Genomic DNA, 17,460 nt, shown 5'->3' with positions numbered 1-17,460 from the left:
GTCCGGCTCAAAAGAACACCCCGCTGGGGTACGGGAGAACATCGTGAGCGCTCTTGCGCCCATTACCGACATCATCGAAGACATCCGCGCCGGCCGCATGGTCGTGCTGGTGGATGAAGAAGACCGCGAAAACGAGGGCGACCTGGTGCTCGCCGCCGAGCATGTCACGCCTGAGGCGATCAACTTCATGGCCAAGTACGGCCGTGGCCTGATCTGCCTGACGCTTACCGAGCAGCGTTGCCAGCAGCTGGGCCTGAACCTCATGGCGCGCAGCAACGGCTCGTCCTTCGGCACTGCCTTCACCGTCTCCATCGAGGCGGCCGAGGGCGTGACCACCGGCATTTCGGCCGGCGACCGCGCGCGCACCATCCAGGCCGCCGTGGCCCGCGCCGCCAAGCCGAACGACATCGTCCAGCCGGGGCATATCTTCCCGATCATGGCGCGCCCCGGCGGTGTGCTGATCCGCGCCGGGCACACCGAAGCGGGCTGCGACCTGGCCGGCATGGCCGGGCTGGAGCCGGCCTCGGTGATCTGCGAGATCATGAATGACGACGGCACCATGGCGCGCATGCCGGATCTGATCACCTTCGCGAAGGAACACGGCCTCAAGATCGGCGCCATCCGCGATCTGATCGAGTACCGCGCCGCTACCGAGAGCCTGATCGAACGCGTGGCCGAGAAGACCGTCGAGACCGCCCACGGCCCCTTCCGCCTGTGCGCCTTCGAGGACAAGACCTCGGGCGACGTGCACCTGGCCATGGCCCGCGGCGAAATCACGCAGGAGGTCGAAACCCTGGTGCGTGTACATGAGCCGATCACCGTCATCGACTTTCTCGATACCAGCAGCGGCCGCCACAGTTTTCCGGTGGACAGCGCGCTCAAGAGCATTGCCGAGGCGGGCCGTGGCGTGCTCATCATGCTCTACCGCCCGCACACCGGCCGCGACCTGCTCGCGCAGCTGACCGACGACCCGGACCTGCCGCGCCCGGCCGTCAAGTGGGATCCGCGCCTGTTCGGCATCGGCGCCCAGATCCTGCGCGACCTCAAGGTCGGCAAGATGAAGCTGCTGGCCCGCGCCCGCAAGATTCCTTCCATGGCCGGTTTCGGTCTGGAAGTGACCGGTTACGTCGATGAAGACGGCACCGATCAATCCGAACCCTGACTTTCAACGGACACGACAATGCCCCGTTTCGACAACATCCCCGAAATCGAACCCAACCTCGACGGCAAGGGCCTCAAGATCGGCATCTGCATGAGCCGCTTCAACCAGGACGTGTGCGAAGGCCTGCTGTCGGCCTGCGTGGCCGAGCTCGAGCGTCTGGGCGTCACCCGCAGCGACATGCTCATCACCACCGTGCCCGGCGCGCTGGAAATCCCGCTGGTGCTGCAGAACATGGCCGAGACCGGCGACTACGACGCACTCGTGGCCCTGGGCGCGGTCATCCGCGGCGAGACCTACCACTTCGAGATCGTCTCCAACGAGATGGCCTCGGGCATCAATGAAGTGGGCCTCGACACCGGCATGCCCATCGCCAACGGCGTGCTGACCACCGAGGACGACGACCAGGCCCTGGCCCGCATGCACGAGAAAGGCACCGACTGCGCCCGGACCGCCGTCGAGATGGTGCACCTGCTGCGCGCGGTGAACGACCGATGAGCAGCAAGTCGGCCCGCCGCCGTTCGCGCGAGTTCGCCCTGCAAGGCGTCTATCAGTGGCTGATCTCCGGCAACAGCGTGCCGCAGATCGAAGACCAGGTGCAGCAGGCCGAGGGTTTCGACAAGGCCGATGCCGAGCTGTTCAAGGCCCTCATGCGCGGTGCGCTCGAAGCACCGTCCGAACTCGAGGCCGAATTCGCCCCGTTCGTGGATCGCACCGTCGCGGAACTGTCGCCCATCGAACGCGCCGTGCTTACTCTCGCCACCTATGAGCTGAAAAACCACATCGAGGTGCCCTACAAGGTGGTCATCAACGAAGCCATCGAACTCACCAAGAGCTACGGCGGCACCGACGGGCATCGCTTTGTGAACGGCGTGCTCGACAAGGTGGCCGCGCAACTGCGCAGCGTCGAGGTGGAAGCGCGCAAGGCTCAACAAACCAAGAATTGATCCGGCGACATTGCCCGCCCAGAAAACGCCCGGTCCGCCGGGCGCTTTTCTTTTCGCTCGGCCGAGGCAATGCTTGCACTGCGACATAACCATGATATAAAAATGGTCTTTCGAGTTGTAAGGCTCCTGAAAGCTGTGTCACGTATACCGTCACAGCAACTGCAAACCCATGATTCAAACGGCTATTTCAATAAGTAAGTAATCAACCGTATGGATCTATTGCGGCGCAGCAAGTAGACTCGAAGGGTTTTGCATTCAGGGGCGTGAGCGGAGACACAGAGGGTACCGCCACGTCCATCGCTCATTTCCTCGATAGGTCACTCTCCATGCAATTCAAGCTCAAGAAAGGCTTGGACCTCCCCATCACCGGGGTGCCGGAGCAACGCATCTACGATGCGCCGCCGGTACAGCATGTGGCAGTGGTCGGTGCCGATTACATCGACCTGAAGCCCACCATGCGCGTCGCAGAGGGCGATCGCGTCAAGCGCGGCCAGCCCCTTTTTGAACACAAGAAACTGCCCGGCGTGCTGTTCACCGCTCCGGCCAGCGGTGAAGTCGTCGCCATCCATCGTGGCGCCCGCCGGGCGCTGCAGTCGGTCGTGATCCGCATCGACGCGCCGGAAGAGGCCGAAGCCTTCACCCGCCACGATGCCGCCAGCCTCGACAGCCTCACGCCCGAGACCGTGGTCGAGCAGATGTGCGCTGCGGGCCTGTGGCCCATGCTGCGCCAACGGCCCTTCGCCAAGATCCCCGATCCCCAGAGCCGTCCGGCCGCCATCATCGTGCCCGCCATGGACACGAATCCGCTGGCGCCGGACATGTCGGTGGTGCTGGCCGCGCAAGCCGAGGATTTTGCCCACGGCTTGCGTGTGCTTGCCCGCCTGACCGACGGCAAGGTGTGGGTCACGACAGCGCCCGGCTCCAACGTTCCGGTGCCCGAGGGCCACGCCCGGATCAGCCGCGCCACCTTCGACGGCCCGCACCCGGCCGGCCTGCCCGGGACGCACATCCATTTCCTGGCGCCGGTGAGTGAGACCCGCAGCGCCTGGCATGTGGGTGCGCAGGACGTGGCCGCCATCGGCAAGCTGTTCACCACGGGTGAGTTGTCGGTCGAGCGCATCGTAGCGCTGGCCGGGCCGGTAGTGAAACAGCCGCGCCTGGTCCGCACCCGCGTGGGCGCCAGCCTCGCCCAGCTCACCGACGAGCAGCTGACCACCAGCCACAGCCGCATCATTTCGGGCTCGGTGTTCGGCGGCCGCACGGCGCGCGACGCCATGGCCTACCTCGGCCCGTACGAGCAACAGGTTAGCTGTCTTGAAGAAGGCGACCACCGCGAATTCATGCACTACCTGCGCGCCGGCACCAACAAGCACTCGGTGCTCAACATCTTCACCTCGGCACTGAACCGTGCCCGCCGCATCCCCATGACCACCTCCACCAACGGCAGCCCGCGCGCCATGGTGCCGGTTGGCAACTACGAGGAAGTGATGCCGCTGGACATCCTGGCCACGCAACTGCTGCGCTATCTGGTCGTCGGCGACGTGGAAATGGCCCAGAAGCTCGGCGCCCTGGAAGTGGCCGAGGAAGACCTGGCCCTGTGCACCTACGTGTGCGCCGGCAAGTATGAATACGGCCCCATCCTGCGGGATAACCTGGCCCGCATCGAGAAGGAGGGTTGATCGATGAGTCTGCGCAAGTTCCTCGACTCAATCGAGCACGAGTTTGAAAAGGGCGGTCGCCACGAGAAGTGGTACGCCCTGTATGAAGCGGTCGACACCATTTTCTACCGCCCCAAGGCCGTCACCCGGACCACTGCCCATGTGCGCGACGGTCTCGACCTCAAGCGCATGATGATCACCGTCTGGCTGTGCGTGTTCCCCGCCATGTTCTTCGGCATGTGGAACATCGGCTACCAGGCCAACAGTGCGCTGGCGGCCAACCCGGATCTCATGGCCGCCCAGGAGGGCTGGCGTCTGGCGCTCATCAGCGCGCTGACCGCCTTCAACCCGGGCAGCGTGTGGGACAACATGATCCACGGGGCCATGTACTTCCTACCGGTGTATCTGGTCACCTTCGTGGTCGGCGGCTTCTGGGAAGTGCTGTTTGCGTCCATTCGCCGGCATGAGGTCAATGAAGGCTTCTTCGTCACTTCCATCCTCTTCGCCCTCACCCTGCCGCCGAGCATTCCCCTGTGGCAGGTCGCCTTGGGCATCAGCTTCGGGGTGGTGATCGGCAAGGAAGTGTTCGGCGGTACGGGCAAGAACTTCCTCAACCCCGCGCTGGCTGGCCGCGCCTTCCTGTTCTTCGCCTACCCGGCGCAGATGTCGGGTGATGCGGTGTGGACGGCGGTCGATGGCTTCACCAGCGCCACCCCGCTGTCCCAGGGTGCCGCCGGTGGCGTCGATGCCATCACCGCCACCCTGAGCTGGACGGATGCCTTCATGGGCGTCATGCCCGGCTCCATGGGCGAGACCAGCACCCTGGCCATCTTCATTGGCGGCCTGATTCTGCTGGTCATGAAGATTGCCGCCTGGCGCATCGTCGCCGGCGTCATGCTCGGCATGATCGGCATCAGCCTCATGTTCAACGCCATCGGCTCCGACACCAACGCGGCCTTCGCCATTCCCTGGCACTGGCATCTGGTGATGGGCGGCTTCGCCTTCGGCATGATGTTCATGGCCACCGACCCGGTGTCGGCCTCCATGACCAATACCGGCAAGTGGATCTTCGGCGCAATCATCGGCGGCATGGCCGTGATGATCCGCGTGGCCAACCCGGCCTTCCCGGAAGGCATGATGCTTGCCATCCTCTTCGGCAACCTGTGCGCCCCGCTCATCGATCACTTCGTTGTGCAGGCCAACATCAAGCGGAGGCTCGCCCGGAATGTCCAATAAGGAATCAACCAGCAAGACGGTGATGGTGGCCCTCGCGGTCTCCCTGGTCAGCTCGGTGTTCGTGGCTGGCGCCGCCGTGTCGCTCAAGCCGGTGCAGGTGGAAAACCGCCTGCTCGACAAGCAGCGCTCGATCCTGTCGATCGCCGGCATCGGTGAAGGCACGCTGAGCCGCACCGAGGTGAAGAACCTCTTCGACCAGCAGATCACGCCTCATGTGCTCGACCTCGAGACCGGCGAGTACACCGACCAGTTCGACCCGACCCAGTTCGACAACCTGAAGGCCGCCCGCGACCCGAAGCTGTCCGAACCACTCGAAGACGATCCGGCCCTCATCAAGCGCCGTGAGCGCTACACCACGGTCTATACGGTGGAAGAGAACGGCCAGCTCAAGTCGGTGATCCTGCCCATCCGCGGCTACGGCCTGTGGTCCACGCTCCACGGTTTCATCGCCCTGGAGAAGGACCTCAATACCGTGGTCGGTCTGGGCTTCTACCAGCATGCCGAGACCCCGGGTCTGGGCGGCGAGGTGGACAATCCCAAGTGGAGGGGCCTGTGGCCCGGCAAGAAGCTCTACAACGCGTCGGGCGAGCCGGTCATCCACATCGTCAAGGGCGGCGTCGATCCGTCCAGCCCCAACGCCGAGCATCAGGTGGACGCCCTCGCCGGCGCCACCCTGACCAGCAAGGGCGTCGATCGTTTGCTCCAATTCTGGCTCGGTGAGCAGGGCTTCGGCCCGTATCTGGCCAAACTGCGCGCACAGGAGGGTGTCTGACCATGGCAAACCCAACCGTCAAGGAAGTCCTGTTCAATCCGGTCTTCAACAACAACCCGATCGGTCTTCAGATCCTCGGCATCTGCTCCGCACTGGCGGTCACGTCGAATCTCAAGACCGCGCTGGTGATGTCCATCGCGCTCACCCTGGTGACCGCGTTCTCGAACCTGTTCATCTCGATGATCCGGTCGCAGATTCCGGGTTCCATCCGCATGATCGTGCAGATGGTGATCATCGCCTCGCTGGTGATCGTGGTGGATCAGATCCTCAAGGCCTATGCCTTCAGCCTCGCCAAGCAGCTGTCGGTGTTCGTGGGCCTGATCATCACCAACTGCATCGTGATGGGCCGTGCAGAGGCCTTTGCCATGCAGAACCCGCCCTTCCTGTCGTTCATGGACGGCATCGGCAACGGCCTGGGCTACAGCGCCATGCTGATCGCCCTGGGCATCGTGCGCGAGCTGTTCGGCGCCGGCAAGCTGATGGGTATCGAGATCCTCTCGCTGGCCAAGGATGGCGGCTGGTACGTGCCCAACGGCCTGCTGCTGCTGCCGCCGTCGGCCTTCTTCCTGATTGGCCTGATCATCTGGGGCATCCGCACCTGGAAGAAGAACCAGGTCGAGGAACCCACCTTCAAGATCGCGCCGCAAGTGGCCAACCAGGAGGTCCACTGACATGGAACATCTGATCAGCCTCTTCGTGCGGGCCGTTTTCATCGAGAACATGGCCCTGGCCTTCTTCCTGGGGATGTGTACCTTCATCGCCATCTCCAAGAAGGTCGAAACCGCCATCGGTCTGGGGGTGGCCGTGGTCGTCGTGCAGGCGATTACCGTGCCGGCCAACTGGCTCATCTACAACCTGCTGCTGCGTGAAGGCGCCCTGGCCTGGGCCGGTCTGCCGGAGGTGGATCTGTCCTACCTCGGCCTGCTCTCCTACATCGGCGTGATCGCCGCCATCGTGCAGATCCTCGAGATGACCCTCGACAAGTACGTGCCCAGCCTCTACAACGCGCTGGGTGTGTTCCTGCCGCTGATCACGGTGAACTGCGCCATCATGGGCGGGACCCTGTTCATGGTCGAGCGCGACTACAACATGTCGGAAAGCGTGGTCTATGGCTTCGGCTCCGGTGCCTCGTGGGCGATCGCCATCGCCCTGCTGGCCGGCATCCGCGAGAAGCTCAAGTACAGCGATGTGCCCGAGGGCCTGCAGGGCCTGGGCATCACCTTCATCACCATCGGGCTGATGTCGCTGGGCTTCATGTCCTTCTCCGGCGTGAATCTGTAAGGACGGAACAAGCAACATGAACAGTCAAGAGATCATCCTCGCGATCGGCATGTTCACCGCCATCGTGCTGGCGCTCGTGGTCATCATTCTCATGGCCCGCGCCCGCCTGGTGTCGTCCGGCGACGTGACCATCAACATCAACGGCGAGCGCTCGCTCACCGTGCCGGCCGGCGGCAAGCTGCTGCAGACGTTGGCCAGCAACAACATCTTCCTGTCCTCCGCCTGTGGTGGCGGCGGCACCTGCGCCCAGTGCAAATGCGTGGTCGAAGAAGGCGGCGGCGAAATGCTGCCGACCGAGGAATCGCACTTCACCAAGGGCCAGCGCAAGGAAGGCTGGCGCCTGTCCTGCCAGACCCCGGTCAAGCAGGACATGAAGATCGAAGTGCCGGAAGAAGTCTTCGGCGTGAAGAAGTGGGAATGCACGGTCGAGTCCAACCCGAACGTGGCCACCTTCATCAAGGAACTGACCCTGCGCCTGCCCGAAGGCGAGAACGTGGACTTCCGCGCCGGCGGCTATGTGCAGCTCGAATGCCCGCCTCACACGGTGAACTACAAGGATTTCGAGATCGATCCCAAGTTCCACGAGGACTGGGACAAGTTCAACCTGTGGCGCTATGTCTCCAAGGTGGACGAGACCGTCATCCGCGCCTATTCCATGGCCAACTACCCCGAAGAAAAGGGTGTGGTGAAGTTCAACATCCGCGTGGCTTCGCCCCCGCCCAACCGCGACGACGTGCCCCCGGGGCAGATGTCGTCCTGGGTGTTCAACCTCAAGCCGGGCGACAAGGTCACGGTGTATGGTCCGTTCGGCGAGTTCTTCGCCCGCGAGACCGACAACGAGATGGTGTTCATCGGCGGCGGTGCCGGCATGGCGCCCATGCGTTCGCACATCTTCGACCAGCTCAAGCGCCTGGGTTCAAAGCGCAAGATCAGCTTCTGGTACGGCGCCCGTTCGCTGCGCGAAACCTTCTATGCGGAAGAGTTCGACCAGCTGGCGGCCGACAATCCCAACTTCGAGTGGCACCTGGCCCTGTCGGACCCGCTGCCGCAGGACAACTGGACCGGTTACACCGGCTTCATCCACAATGTCCTGTACGAGAACTACCTCAAGGACCACCCGGCCCCCGAGGATTGCGAGTTCTACATGTGCGGGCCACCGATGATGAACGCGGCGGTCATCAACATGTTGCTCGATCTGGGCGTGGAGCGTGAAAACATCATGCTCGACGACTTCGGCGGCTGACCCACGGTCCCAAAGGAGAAAACCATGAGTGTCTTCATCCTGACCTTCGCGGTCGTGCTCATCGTCGTGCTGGGCATGGCCATCGGCGTGATCGCCGGTCGCAAGCCCATCGGTGGCAGCTGCGGCGGCCTGGCCGCCGTGGGCATCGAGAAAGCCTGCGACTGCGACAAGCCCTGCCCGAAACGCCTCGCCCGCATGGAAGCGGAAGCCATGGCCCGTGCCGCACGCGGAGAACACTGACATGCTCAACTCGCTCAAGGTGAAGGACTACATGCTGGGCGACGCCCTGGCCTTCACGCCCGACACCAAGATCCTCGAAGCCACGCATGCGCTGGTCATGCACCAGCTCAGCGGCGCCCCGGTGGTCGACACCAATAACAAGGTGGTGGGCTTCCTGTCGGAAAAGGATTGTCTCAAGGCGGCGCTCAACGCCTCGTACTACGAGGAGTTCGGCGGGCTGGTCAAGGAAGTGATGACCACCAGCGCCATCACCATCGACGCCGAGTCCAGTCTCACCAAGGCCGCCGAGTCCTTCGTCGCCGGCGGGCACCGCGCCTATCCGGTGGTGGACGACGGCCGGCTGGTCGGCCAGCTTTCCCGCCGGGACGTGCTCAAGGCGCTGGAAAAGCTCTGGTAAGCCCAGCCTCGACAAGCAACAAAAAGCCCGGTCATGCGCCGGGCTTTTTGTTGCTTGCGTTATCTGCCTGCAATCGACACAGGCTCTAATGACGGGTCTGAATCAATGGGCATTCCCCGTGAGCTTGCACAAATGGGCGAGAATCGTCGTTGGACTCATCCTCGTGTTTGCGGGGTTTGTCCTTGTCTGGACGCCCTTGCCGGTCGGCCTGCCGCTGATGCTGGTCGGCCTGCCCCTGCTCATGCGCTTTTCACCCACCGCCCGCGGCATCGTGCTCAAGCGGCTTCGCCGCCACCCCGGCCTGGCGCGTCGCGTGCGCCGCATGGCGCCCCGCCATCGCGGCGACTGATCGCTCAGTCCCCAAGCAGAATCGAGGCAATCACGCCGGTCGCAATGGCCACCAGCACGTAGTCACCATCGACCTTGATCCATCGATGCCCCGGAGGCGGTGCTTTCAGCTTGACCGCACGCCAGTCTGACACCACGTAGCTCGCACCGCGATAGGCCTGAGGTACCACGTCTCCCTTGCTCCAGCCCCGGGCACCTCGATGCCCCCCTTTATCGGCGTGCTTGTTGCCCTTGTCCTTGTGTCCCTGGGCATGCTCCGGGGGACCACCGCGATCGTCATTCTGTCCTTTGGCCATGACCGGCGCTGTCGCCAGTGTCAGTGAAAGCAAGACCGCCAGAGTCTTCGCTGTTCTCATATCAAGCTCCTTGTCGTTATCGGTGACACGGTTTCCATGCGCTGTTCCCCCATTCTGACAGCCGCCGAGCCCGATGATTTCGCCACCGGGCTTCACCGTTGCGTCGGAATGTCACGATCGCGCGCCCTTGCAGTGCAGCACGGGCTCTGCTCCAATGGACCGAGACAAGCACGACGGTCTGCCCCGCAGCTGCGGGCATCCGATCCGTCGTGCGGGAGAACATCATGCGCATCACGGTCCAGCACGACACCTGGTACAACTACAGCGTACCAGTGGGCCTGGCGCCACACACCCTGAGGCTCAGCCCCCGGCGCGATCATGCCAATCTCGTCTGGCAGCAACTGAACATCGACCCATGGCCCAGCTGGCGCAGCGACACCATCGACGATGCCGGCAACGCCATCACATATGCCGAATTTTCCGGGTTGTTCAGCGGGCTCACCATCTCCAGTCAGTTCGAACTGAACGCGTATGGACCACCGATGCTCATCGACCCGGGCCTGCCGGCCCTGCCCTGGCCGACCCGGGTGGGCGATCGCCTCGATCTGTATCGCCACGAACCTTTCGCCGACCCGAGCGTGGCTCAGTTTGCCGAACTGCTCTGCTGGCAGGCCGGGCACTTTCCGCTGGGCTTCGTACAGGCGCTGTGCACCGATCTGTACAACCGTGTTTTTCGCCACGACCGTATCTACGGTCTGGCCGAGCTCCCGGCCACGACACTGGCCAATCAGGAAGGCGCCTGCCGCGACATCACCGTGCTGTTCATGGCCGCCTGCCGCCATCTGGGCATCCCCGCACGCTTCGTGAGCGGCTACTACGCCCCGCCCGGCAGCCCGGCGGGGCAACGTCAGCTCCACGCCTGGCCGGAAGTCTGGCTGCCGGGCCTGGGCTGGCGTGGGTGGGACCCCACCAACGGCATCATGGCCACCGAAGGGCACGTGGCCCTGTGCGCCGCTGCCGACCAGGCGAGCACCATGCCCATCGACGGTGGCTTCATCGCCAACGGCGTGACCGCCACCCTGAACTACGCCATCCAGATGTCGACCAGCCCCTGACTCAGCGCCCCATGGGCGACAGCAAGGCCGGATTGGTCACCAGATTGCGCACACCATGGGCGTGGTCTTCATTGAACACATTGCTCTTGCACCAGGCGCCCACGGTGGCGATGTCCACCTTTGCGACCCGGGGCCTGACCCGCCAGGTCACCTGAAAGGGCGATCCCTGCTCGTTGTAGCCCGGCCCCGTGGTCGAGCCGGCATACTCCACCGGCCGCCCGGTGTTGAGCGTCATGTTCGGCGCCTGGGCAAATCCGGCGCGTTCACTCACCGCGGCAAGCTTGCCAAAGTCCAGCGCCGACCGGTCATTGACCAGCACGAACACCTGCCCCTCGACCAGCAGTTGCGGATTCTTGATGGCATCGCTCAGGCATGCACCCAGCGTCGGCCCCGGCTGCACCTCTGCCGTCGAGAATACGTAGTGCACCTCGATGGTGTCACCCGGCGACAGGCTGCCGTGCGCACTCGGACACACCTCGGCCTCGACCGGTGCCAGTTCGGCTGCACTCAGGCGACCCGAATACCGGTAGCCGCTGCCATAACCATGCCCGTCACCATTGCCCGCGTAGTCGCTGAACGCGCGCCCCTTGTGCTCGGCATTCTTGTGGAAATGGATATTGCACAGATTCATGCGCGCCGACATGGGCGCCAGCGAAAAACTGACGGGGTTCTCGCCACCGCGCTGGTCAATGTCCCGCGGCGACTGCGGGCCAAAGCCCTTGCCCTCGGTGTTGCGCGCCAGCTGCGCACGCTGCTCGGCCACCACCGTATCGGGCACATCGCCATGCGTGGCCGCCTCGTGGTGACCTGCGCTGGCGCACCCACCCAGGAACAGCACGGCCCCCACCCGGTAAAACGTCTCGATCTTCATCATCAGCCTCCAGCCTGACTCATCACCCATCCTCAACGGCCGATCGCCCCATCGCTGAAGGCGACGGGAACGCCAGCCGCACGCGAAACTACATGCCGACACCATCCCGATGCCGAGCACCGCGCCGGAGCCTCGGTCACCTGGACCTGCAAGCGCTCAATCCCAAGGGCTTTATGCTCATTCGCCAGACCGATCTGCTCAGCCCGCCCGCGTGTATGCCGCAGTGGCACCACGTGTGATTCACCAACGACGCATCGCACTGGCGAATCGCCCCAGCACTGTCCACGACAGAGAGCCTCAGCATCAGAAGCCCACGAGAACTCATCAGCACTCAGACATGAACACCACACCCGCGCGCGGTCGCGCCGGTGCTCAGACAGTCAAGATGAAAGTGGCCATGGCTTTGAGCGAACCAGCACATCCGGCAGTTGCTGCCCAGCGGGATACCGCGCAGGGACTGCGCGAGCAAGACGACATCAATACTCGGATGTCATCGACAGGGCGCGAGGTTAACACGATCTGGAAATTCGCGACCGGCGCATGGCCTTCGGCCCCACCAGCAATCGGGTGCGTGACCCGATACGGTTGAAACTGCCCTGGGGTGAGAGGCCCCCTGGCAAGCGACGGCTTGCGCCTATTGCACGCCAGGTTTCATTGGAAGTCGTGCCCAATCGCGCGGATACACGCTTCGGCCGGCGTGGCGATGGGACAACGAATGCAGCCGATAGGCCACCCGGCTGACCCCGGCCCTGTTTGATGGGAATGAAATGCTGGTGATCGATACGGCAGCGGCGTCATGGGCATCTCGACCGTTCATGTCTGGCCCCATGACCTTGAACAGGTGTCGCATCACCCGGCTCAGCGCGTCATACTCGCACTTCATGTTGTCGCCTGAGGGAATAAGGCTTTCGAGTTACCAGCCCCTTCAGAGTGCACCTGTAGCGAATTGATCTGCTGGGTGTGGAAAGGGGCGGAATAATGAATATCCGGACACAATACCTCGACGCAGCGGAATTCAAATCAAAGCCGGGTCGGGTGCCTGAACGGAGCAATCGCCGTACTCAAGAATAGAAAACCAGGGTGGCCGAAACGACCACCCTGGAAATTGGAAAGCAACACTCAACCTGGTTTTGCTAAATCAAAGGCGTGCCATGCTTCTGATAGTTTTGTTGAAACGCCAGAATTTCATGATTAATGAAACACCGGCTGATCACTGACGCCTCAATCTCCCTATACCCTCAATCGTCACTCCTGCCGACCATTCACTTTCCCTGACTCATTTTGGTTGTCAAAGCCCAGCAGCTGTCCATCAGCCGGTCGATGTCTCTGACGTCGTGCCAAAGATGGGTTGAAACCCTCATCGGGTAATGGTTGGTGATAACCCCCCCTCGCACCACCGGCGCCGTGGTATTCCGAATCACGATCCCGTATTCACTGGCAAGGCGATCAACGAATGTCCTTGATGCGGACGAATCCAGAACCAGGTCCGGGTTGTCGTAGAAGGGATTAAACGACGTGAGGGCAGAGATCAGCTCGGGATCGTCCTTGGGAGAGTAGAGGGCGGACACCCCCCACTTACGGACGATCTGCTCCTTGAGATAGGTTGAAAGCCCGAGGACATAGTCCTGAATTGCTTCGCGCCCGATTGCATCCCACATGTCACATGCGACGCCCAAGGACTCAAGCATCGGCGAATGTTTGCTGCCACAACTCTGTATGACATTGCCGATGTTGTAGCTTTCGACCGGTCCGGTGGCTCGTTCGCCCCATGGAACACCACCAATGGTCGGCGCATACGAACTCGTTACCACCGGGAAATAAGGCGTGAGCGGCAGCGGGTTGTGGGCGCTGCGCACCTTGTTCCGGATAATCAGAATGCCGGTCGAACCCGGGCCACACTGCCACTTGTGCCCTGCGCCGGACATGAAGTCGACACCCAGTTCAGCGTAGTTGTACGCCATCATGCCGGGAAGGTGAGCACCGTCACAGATCGACACCAGCTCGTTGGCAATGGCGACATCGACGAGGCGCCGAATCGGCAACATGGTCCCGGTCACAAACGTCGGTGATGACCACATCATTGCACGTACATTCAGCCCGTCCCCGCGCGCTCGATCGATTGCGTTCTGGAACAGGTCCACGTAGTCCTGCGCAGTCTGGTCATTTCCCACCGGCAGATTGACTCGACGCACCACAACACCGTAGCGATCGACTGCGATCTGCAATGGCACGTTGCCGCCAGGGTGTTCATGATTGGTCGTGATCACGCAGTCGCCGGCTTGCCACGGGATTCCCAGGATTGCGTGGCACATGCCGTCCGACGTGTTGTAGGAAATGACAAGTTCGTCTTCATCCACACCGAAGCCCGGCGCAATCCGCTTTCTGAGATCCGCAAAATTGCCGTAGCCACTCAGCGACTCTCGCGCTTTTTCCTGGTTCGCGTTATTGAAATAGTGGAGAACATCCCTGGGCATGGATCCGGCTGTGCCGATATTCATGAATAGCTTTGTGGGATTGAGGACGAAGCGATGTTCAACCCCCGACCAGAAACCGGCGCCACCAGATGAGCCGAATTGTCGGGCGTGTACTCCTGTCGAAGCGACGACTGCCCCCGCGCCGATCATCTGCATGAAGCGCCTGCGGGCCAGATCATTCGGCGCGACTGCCATTGATTCCGGATGCGCTGCCTTATCTGCCTTGTCACCTACCATGTGTTTTTGCGAGTCCATAACCAACTCCTGGGTCTGATCAGACAAGACATCTGTCTGAACCAACTCTCTTTGGGAATACTCAGGCGAATCAGCCCGAGTGAAGATTCAGTTTTTATGGCTTTGCTGCAATGATGGAGATTTCGATGAGCACGTCGCGAGGAAGACGGGAAACCTCAACCGTCGCACGCGCTGGGGGCTGGTTTTTAAAATATTCGCCATAGATCGCATTCATCTTTGAAAAGTCGTTCAAGTCCTTCATGTAAACATTCGACATGACCACGTGTTCGAAACCCAGGCCCTGAGATTTCAGCTTTTCACCGATATACGTCAGCACCAAGCGGGTCTGTTCTTCAATGTCTTTCCCCTTGACCGCCTTGCCTTCTTTGTTCAGAGGAATAACGCCTGCCATGAAGATCAGGTTTCCGGCCTGCACCATCTGCGAATAGGGTCCGATGGCGGGATAGACGCCCGTCGTCGAGTGGATCTGCTTCCCTGTGTCGGCAACAGCGGGCCCTGAAAGGAGGATGGAAGCACAGGCTGCTGCAATCAAAACGGTGTGTCTTTTCATACTTTTCACCTAGTCCATTTAATAAACGTTGATGCGTATTTAAAATTGTATTTGCGTTGAACTTTTCCTTTTTGTCGGGTTAACCCTCCCCATTGAATTACCAATGAGCAGCGCACTTTTGCTTTTTCCCCTCGTCAAGAAAGGGAAAACCTGTAGTCTCCGGGACGACTCAGTCGAGTACAGTATTAGCTCCCGGAGCGGGTCTCTGTGCTAAGACCTTCGATGCATTCTTCGCCGTTAAATTGCCCCGGGCAAACGAGAAAATCTGTCCTGCATGCAAAGGAAAGTTTTGTCGCCATGAAATCGCCCATTCGTTTAAATGCATTGCGCGCCTTCGAGGCCAGCGCTCGCCATCGAAGTTTTTCAGCAGCAGCCGACGAGCTTCACGTAACGCCGGCGGCTGTTGGGCAGATGGTGCGTTCGCTGGAAGAATGGCTGGGGGCTCCGCTTTTCCTGCGTAGCAAGAACGGTCGAGCAAGATTGGTCACCACCGAGGCCGCCGAAGACGCATTGCCGGACATTCGGGCCGGCTTCGACCGCCTGGCGCTGGGACTTGAGCAACTGAAGACGGGTTCGCCCAAACGCGTGCTGACCGTCACCCTTAGTCCGTCACTTGCCACCAAGTGGTTGATGCCGCGCATTGGACGCTTCCATTCGGCCTGGCCCGACATTGACCTGCACTTGGATACGGACCCCAAACTCTCGGATTTTCCGGCTCGCCGGATCGACATCGGGGTTCGGTACGGTCCGGGAAACTGGCCGGGGCTGGTTGCACACAAGCTGGCAGACGAAGAGGTCTTCCCGGTGTGTTCCCCCATGTTCCTGTTCCGGCGCCAACGTCCGAAACGGCCCAAAGATCTGCTTCGCGAGACCTTGATCCACGACCTGTCGATGGAAGGTCATGCCAGTTTCCCCACATGGGCGGCCTGGTTTCAGAAAGCAGGCGTGAGCGGCGTCGCAACGGCATGTAGCCTGAGAACAAACAGCGCGGCGGCCGTCGTGCAATCGGCGATAGACGGCCACGGCGTCGCGCTCGCCCGGAGTTTGATGGCGCGAGATGATCTGGCGTCCGGGCGCCTTGTCCGCCTGTTTCCGGACATCAGCCTGGCATCGCCCTTTGCCTATTTCATCGTCTATCTGGCCGAACACGCCTCGCTGCCCAAGTTGGTTGCCTTTCGCGATTGGGCGCTTTCTGAAGGAATGGTTTCCTAACCCCGACAAGGGCGACATTGGCCTCCCGTGGCCACTCGCGACGGCCATTCGAAGGCAATGGGTTGTCGCGGGTGGGCGTCAGCCCGAGCACGCACGTGCCGAGCCGATGAGGTCTCGCACGGTGGCGACCAAAAAAAGCCCGGCATCAGCCGGGCTTTTGACATCTACGCTCAAACCATCACTTCTTCGATTTCTTCCCCGGAGAATGCGGCTTGGTGGTCGTCAGCAGCTCTTCCATGAAGTCGTGCGGAATCGGCAGCGGGGTATTGGGCACTTCCATCTCTTCGGGCTTGAGCTGTTCGGTAAAGCCGTCGATGGAGGCCATCTTCTGCTCGTCCCGGGCGGCCACCGGTTTGCTGAGGATGTAGTGCGTCGTCAGGCGCGCCAGCGCCGTAAGCGCAGAGCGGTGGGTGCGCTCGTAGGCGTGGGAGGCGTCGGCGCCGAAGCCGATAAGCGCGGTGCGGATGTCGTTCCCGGCCTCGACGGCGGCGGCACCGTCGCAGCGGTAGTAACGGAAGACGTCGCGGCGGTGGCCGATGCTGTATTTCTCGGCGATGCCGATGAGCTTGCGCGTGAGGTGGTAGTCGAAGGGGCCGCTCATGTCGCGCATGCAGATGGTGACGGCGTGTTCGTCGGTGTTCTGGCCGGGGGCGCCGATGGCGATGTCCATGCTCACCATCTCGGCGATATCGCCGTGGAGCGCGGCGGAGGCGCCGGTGCCGACTTCTTCGGTGATGGTGAACAGCGGGTGGGCGTCCACCGGCGGGGTGAGCCCGTGGTCCTGAATGGCCTTGCAGGCGGTGAGCAGTGCGGCCACGGCGGCCTTGTCGTCAAGGTAGCGCGAGGTGATGTAGCCCGCGGGCGTGATTTCGGTGTTGGGGTCGAAGGCAATGAAGTCGCCGACACGAAAGCCAGCGGCTTCCAGGTCCATGGCGCTGCGGGCAGAGACGTCCACGCGCACTTCGACCTGATCCCAGTTACTGGGCTGAACATCCACCTCTTCGCCAAAGGCATGGCCCGAGGTCTTGAGCGGCAGGCAGGTGCCGCGAATCTGCTTGTTGTCGGTAAAGATGGTGAGGCGGCAGCCTTCCGAGAACCGGGCAGACCAGTGTCCGATGGGCACGATGGCGAGGCGGCCGTTGGGCTTGAGCTCACGCACCATGGCGCCAAGGGTGTCCAGGTGGGCCACGATGGCGCGGGCCGGGCGCGGTTGCTTGCCCTTGAGGGTGGCGCGGATGGCACCGCGGCGGGTCATCTCGAAGGGGATGCCCATGGTGTCGAGCTGATTGGCGGTGTAGCGGGCCACGGCGTCGGTGAGGCCGACCGGGCTGGGGATGGCCAGCAACTGCAGGAGGGTCTCTTCGAGGTAGTCGTAGTCCAGTTCAAATTCGGCCATAGGGTGCTCT

The 17,460-nt window shown here is 62.2% G+C and carries 19 protein-coding genes; 14 read left to right on the top strand and 5 right to left on the bottom strand.

The window, feature by feature from the left end:
- The first annotated feature begins 43 nt into the window (after window positions 1-43).
- The 12 genes from ribBA (at window position 44) to J0W34_RS02410 (ending at window position 9,282) form a co-directional block, all read left to right on the top strand.
- Window positions 44-1,162, top strand: a complete 1,119-nt coding sequence (gene ribBA, locus J0W34_RS02465) for a bifunctional 3,4-dihydroxy-2-butanone-4-phosphate synthase/GTP cyclohydrolase II (protein ID WP_227815437.1) — start codon at window positions 44-46, stop codon at window positions 1,160-1,162.
- Between the two features lie 18 nt (window positions 1,163-1,180).
- Window positions 1,181-1,657 (top strand): 6,7-dimethyl-8-ribityllumazine synthase, encoded by a 477-nt coding sequence (ribH, locus tag J0W34_RS02460; RefSeq protein ID WP_230970556.1) that lies wholly within the window; start codon window positions 1,181-1,183, stop codon window positions 1,655-1,657.
- The gene (gene nusB, locus J0W34_RS02455) at window positions 1,654-2,106 is read left to right on the top strand and encodes a transcription antitermination factor NusB (protein WP_230970555.1); all 453 of its coding nucleotides are present in this window, start codon (window positions 1,654-1,656) and stop codon (window positions 2,104-2,106) included. The genes ribH and nusB overlap by 4 nt, the downstream gene beginning before the upstream one ends.
- A 326-nt stretch (window positions 2,107-2,432) precedes the next feature.
- On the top strand, window positions 2,433-3,785 hold the full coding sequence (locus tag J0W34_RS02450; protein ID WP_230970554.1) for a Na(+)-translocating NADH-quinone reductase subunit A: 1,353 nt from the start codon (window positions 2,433-2,435) through the stop codon (window positions 3,783-3,785).
- A 3-nt stretch (window positions 3,786-3,788) separates the two neighbouring features.
- Window positions 3,789-5,000, top strand: coding sequence for an NADH:ubiquinone reductase (Na(+)-transporting) subunit B (locus J0W34_RS02445; protein ID WP_230970553.1), 1,212 nt, complete (start codon window positions 3,789-3,791; stop codon window positions 4,998-5,000).
- Window positions 4,990-5,772 carry a Na(+)-translocating NADH-quinone reductase subunit C gene (locus tag J0W34_RS02440; RefSeq protein WP_230970552.1) on the top strand — a complete coding sequence of 261 codons (783 nt, stop codon included), beginning with the start codon at window positions 4,990-4,992 and terminating at the stop codon, window positions 5,770-5,772. The genes J0W34_RS02445 and J0W34_RS02440 overlap by 11 nt, the downstream gene beginning before the upstream one ends.
- 2 nt (window positions 5,773-5,774) lie before the next feature.
- Window positions 5,775-6,443, top strand: coding sequence for an NADH:ubiquinone reductase (Na(+)-transporting) subunit D (locus tag J0W34_RS02435; RefSeq protein ID WP_230970551.1), 669 nt, complete (start codon window positions 5,775-5,777; stop codon window positions 6,441-6,443).
- Window position 6,444: 1 nt separating this feature from the next.
- Window positions 6,445-7,053, top strand: coding sequence for an NADH:ubiquinone reductase (Na(+)-transporting) subunit E (nqrE, locus tag J0W34_RS02430; protein ID WP_227815430.1), 609 nt, complete (start codon window positions 6,445-6,447; stop codon window positions 7,051-7,053).
- Window positions 7,054-7,069: 16 nt separating this feature from the next.
- Window positions 7,070-8,296, top strand: a complete 1,227-nt coding sequence (nqrF, locus tag J0W34_RS02425) for an NADH:ubiquinone reductase (Na(+)-transporting) subunit F (RefSeq protein WP_230970550.1) — start codon at window positions 7,070-7,072, stop codon at window positions 8,294-8,296.
- Between the two features lie 24 nt (window positions 8,297-8,320).
- Window positions 8,321-8,536, top strand: coding sequence for a (Na+)-NQR maturation NqrM (nqrM, locus tag J0W34_RS02420; RefSeq protein ID WP_227815428.1), 216 nt, complete (start codon window positions 8,321-8,323; stop codon window positions 8,534-8,536).
- Window position 8,537: 1 nt separating this feature from the next.
- A complete protein-coding gene (locus J0W34_RS02415; RefSeq protein WP_230970549.1) occupies window positions 8,538-8,933 on the top strand; it encodes a CBS domain-containing protein in 396 nt (131 codons plus the stop codon).
- Between the two features lie 118 nt (window positions 8,934-9,051).
- The gene (locus J0W34_RS02410) at window positions 9,052-9,282 is read left to right on the top strand and encodes a hypothetical protein (RefSeq protein ID WP_230970548.1); all 231 of its coding nucleotides are present in this window, start codon (window positions 9,052-9,054) and stop codon (window positions 9,280-9,282) included.
- A gap of 4 nt (window positions 9,283-9,286) precedes the next feature.
- Here the strand turns inward: J0W34_RS02410 and J0W34_RS02405 are convergent, their stop codons facing one another.
- Window positions 9,287-9,637 carry an RcnB family protein gene (locus J0W34_RS02405; RefSeq protein ID WP_227815425.1) on the bottom strand — a complete coding sequence of 117 codons (351 nt, stop codon included), beginning with the start codon at window positions 9,635-9,637 and terminating at the stop codon, window positions 9,287-9,289.
- A gap of 224 nt (window positions 9,638-9,861) precedes the next feature.
- On the opposite strand from J0W34_RS02405, the gene J0W34_RS02400 reads away from it, so the two are divergent.
- A complete protein-coding gene (locus tag J0W34_RS02400) occupies window positions 9,862-10,692 on the top strand; it encodes a transglutaminase family protein (protein ID WP_230970547.1) in 831 nt (276 codons plus the stop codon).
- 1 nt (window position 10,693) lies between these two features.
- Here J0W34_RS02400 and J0W34_RS02395 read toward each other — a convergent pair whose 3' ends face one another.
- The 3 genes from J0W34_RS02395 to J0W34_RS02385 form a co-directional block, all read right to left on the bottom strand.
- Window positions 10,694-11,566, bottom strand: a complete 873-nt coding sequence (locus J0W34_RS02395) for a delta-class carbonic anhydrase (RefSeq protein WP_230970546.1) — start codon at window positions 11,564-11,566, stop codon at window positions 10,694-10,696.
- A gap of 1,259 nt (window positions 11,567-12,825) precedes the next feature.
- On the bottom strand, window positions 12,826-14,292 hold the full coding sequence (locus tag J0W34_RS02390) for an aminotransferase class V-fold PLP-dependent enzyme (RefSeq protein ID WP_230970545.1): 1,467 nt from the start codon (window positions 14,290-14,292) through the stop codon (window positions 12,826-12,828).
- Between the two features lie 94 nt (window positions 14,293-14,386).
- The gene (locus tag J0W34_RS02385; protein ID WP_230970544.1) at window positions 14,387-14,842 is read right to left on the bottom strand and encodes a Rid family detoxifying hydrolase; all 456 of its coding nucleotides are present in this window, start codon (window positions 14,840-14,842) and stop codon (window positions 14,387-14,389) included.
- A 222-nt stretch (window positions 14,843-15,064) separates the two neighbouring features.
- On the opposite strand from J0W34_RS02385, the gene gcvA reads away from it, so the two are divergent.
- The gene (gcvA, locus tag J0W34_RS02380) at window positions 15,065-16,054 is read left to right on the top strand and encodes a transcriptional regulator GcvA (protein WP_227815420.1); all 990 of its coding nucleotides are present in this window, start codon (window positions 15,065-15,067) and stop codon (window positions 16,052-16,054) included.
- Window positions 16,055-16,232: 178 nt separating this feature from the next.
- On the opposite strand, the gene J0W34_RS02375 is transcribed toward gcvA, so the two are convergent.
- A complete protein-coding gene (locus tag J0W34_RS02375) occupies window positions 16,233-17,450 on the bottom strand; it encodes an osmoprotectant NAGGN system M42 family peptidase (RefSeq protein WP_227815419.1) in 1,218 nt (405 codons plus the stop codon).
- Window positions 17,451-17,460: the final 10 nt, after the last annotated feature.

This window comes from Nitrogeniibacter aestuarii (assembly GCF_017309585.1).
Taxonomy (GTDB): Bacteria; Pseudomonadota; Gammaproteobacteria; order Burkholderiales; family Rhodocyclaceae; genus Nitrogeniibacter; species Nitrogeniibacter aestuarii.
This window is presented reverse-complemented; position numbering and strand designations above follow the sequence as displayed.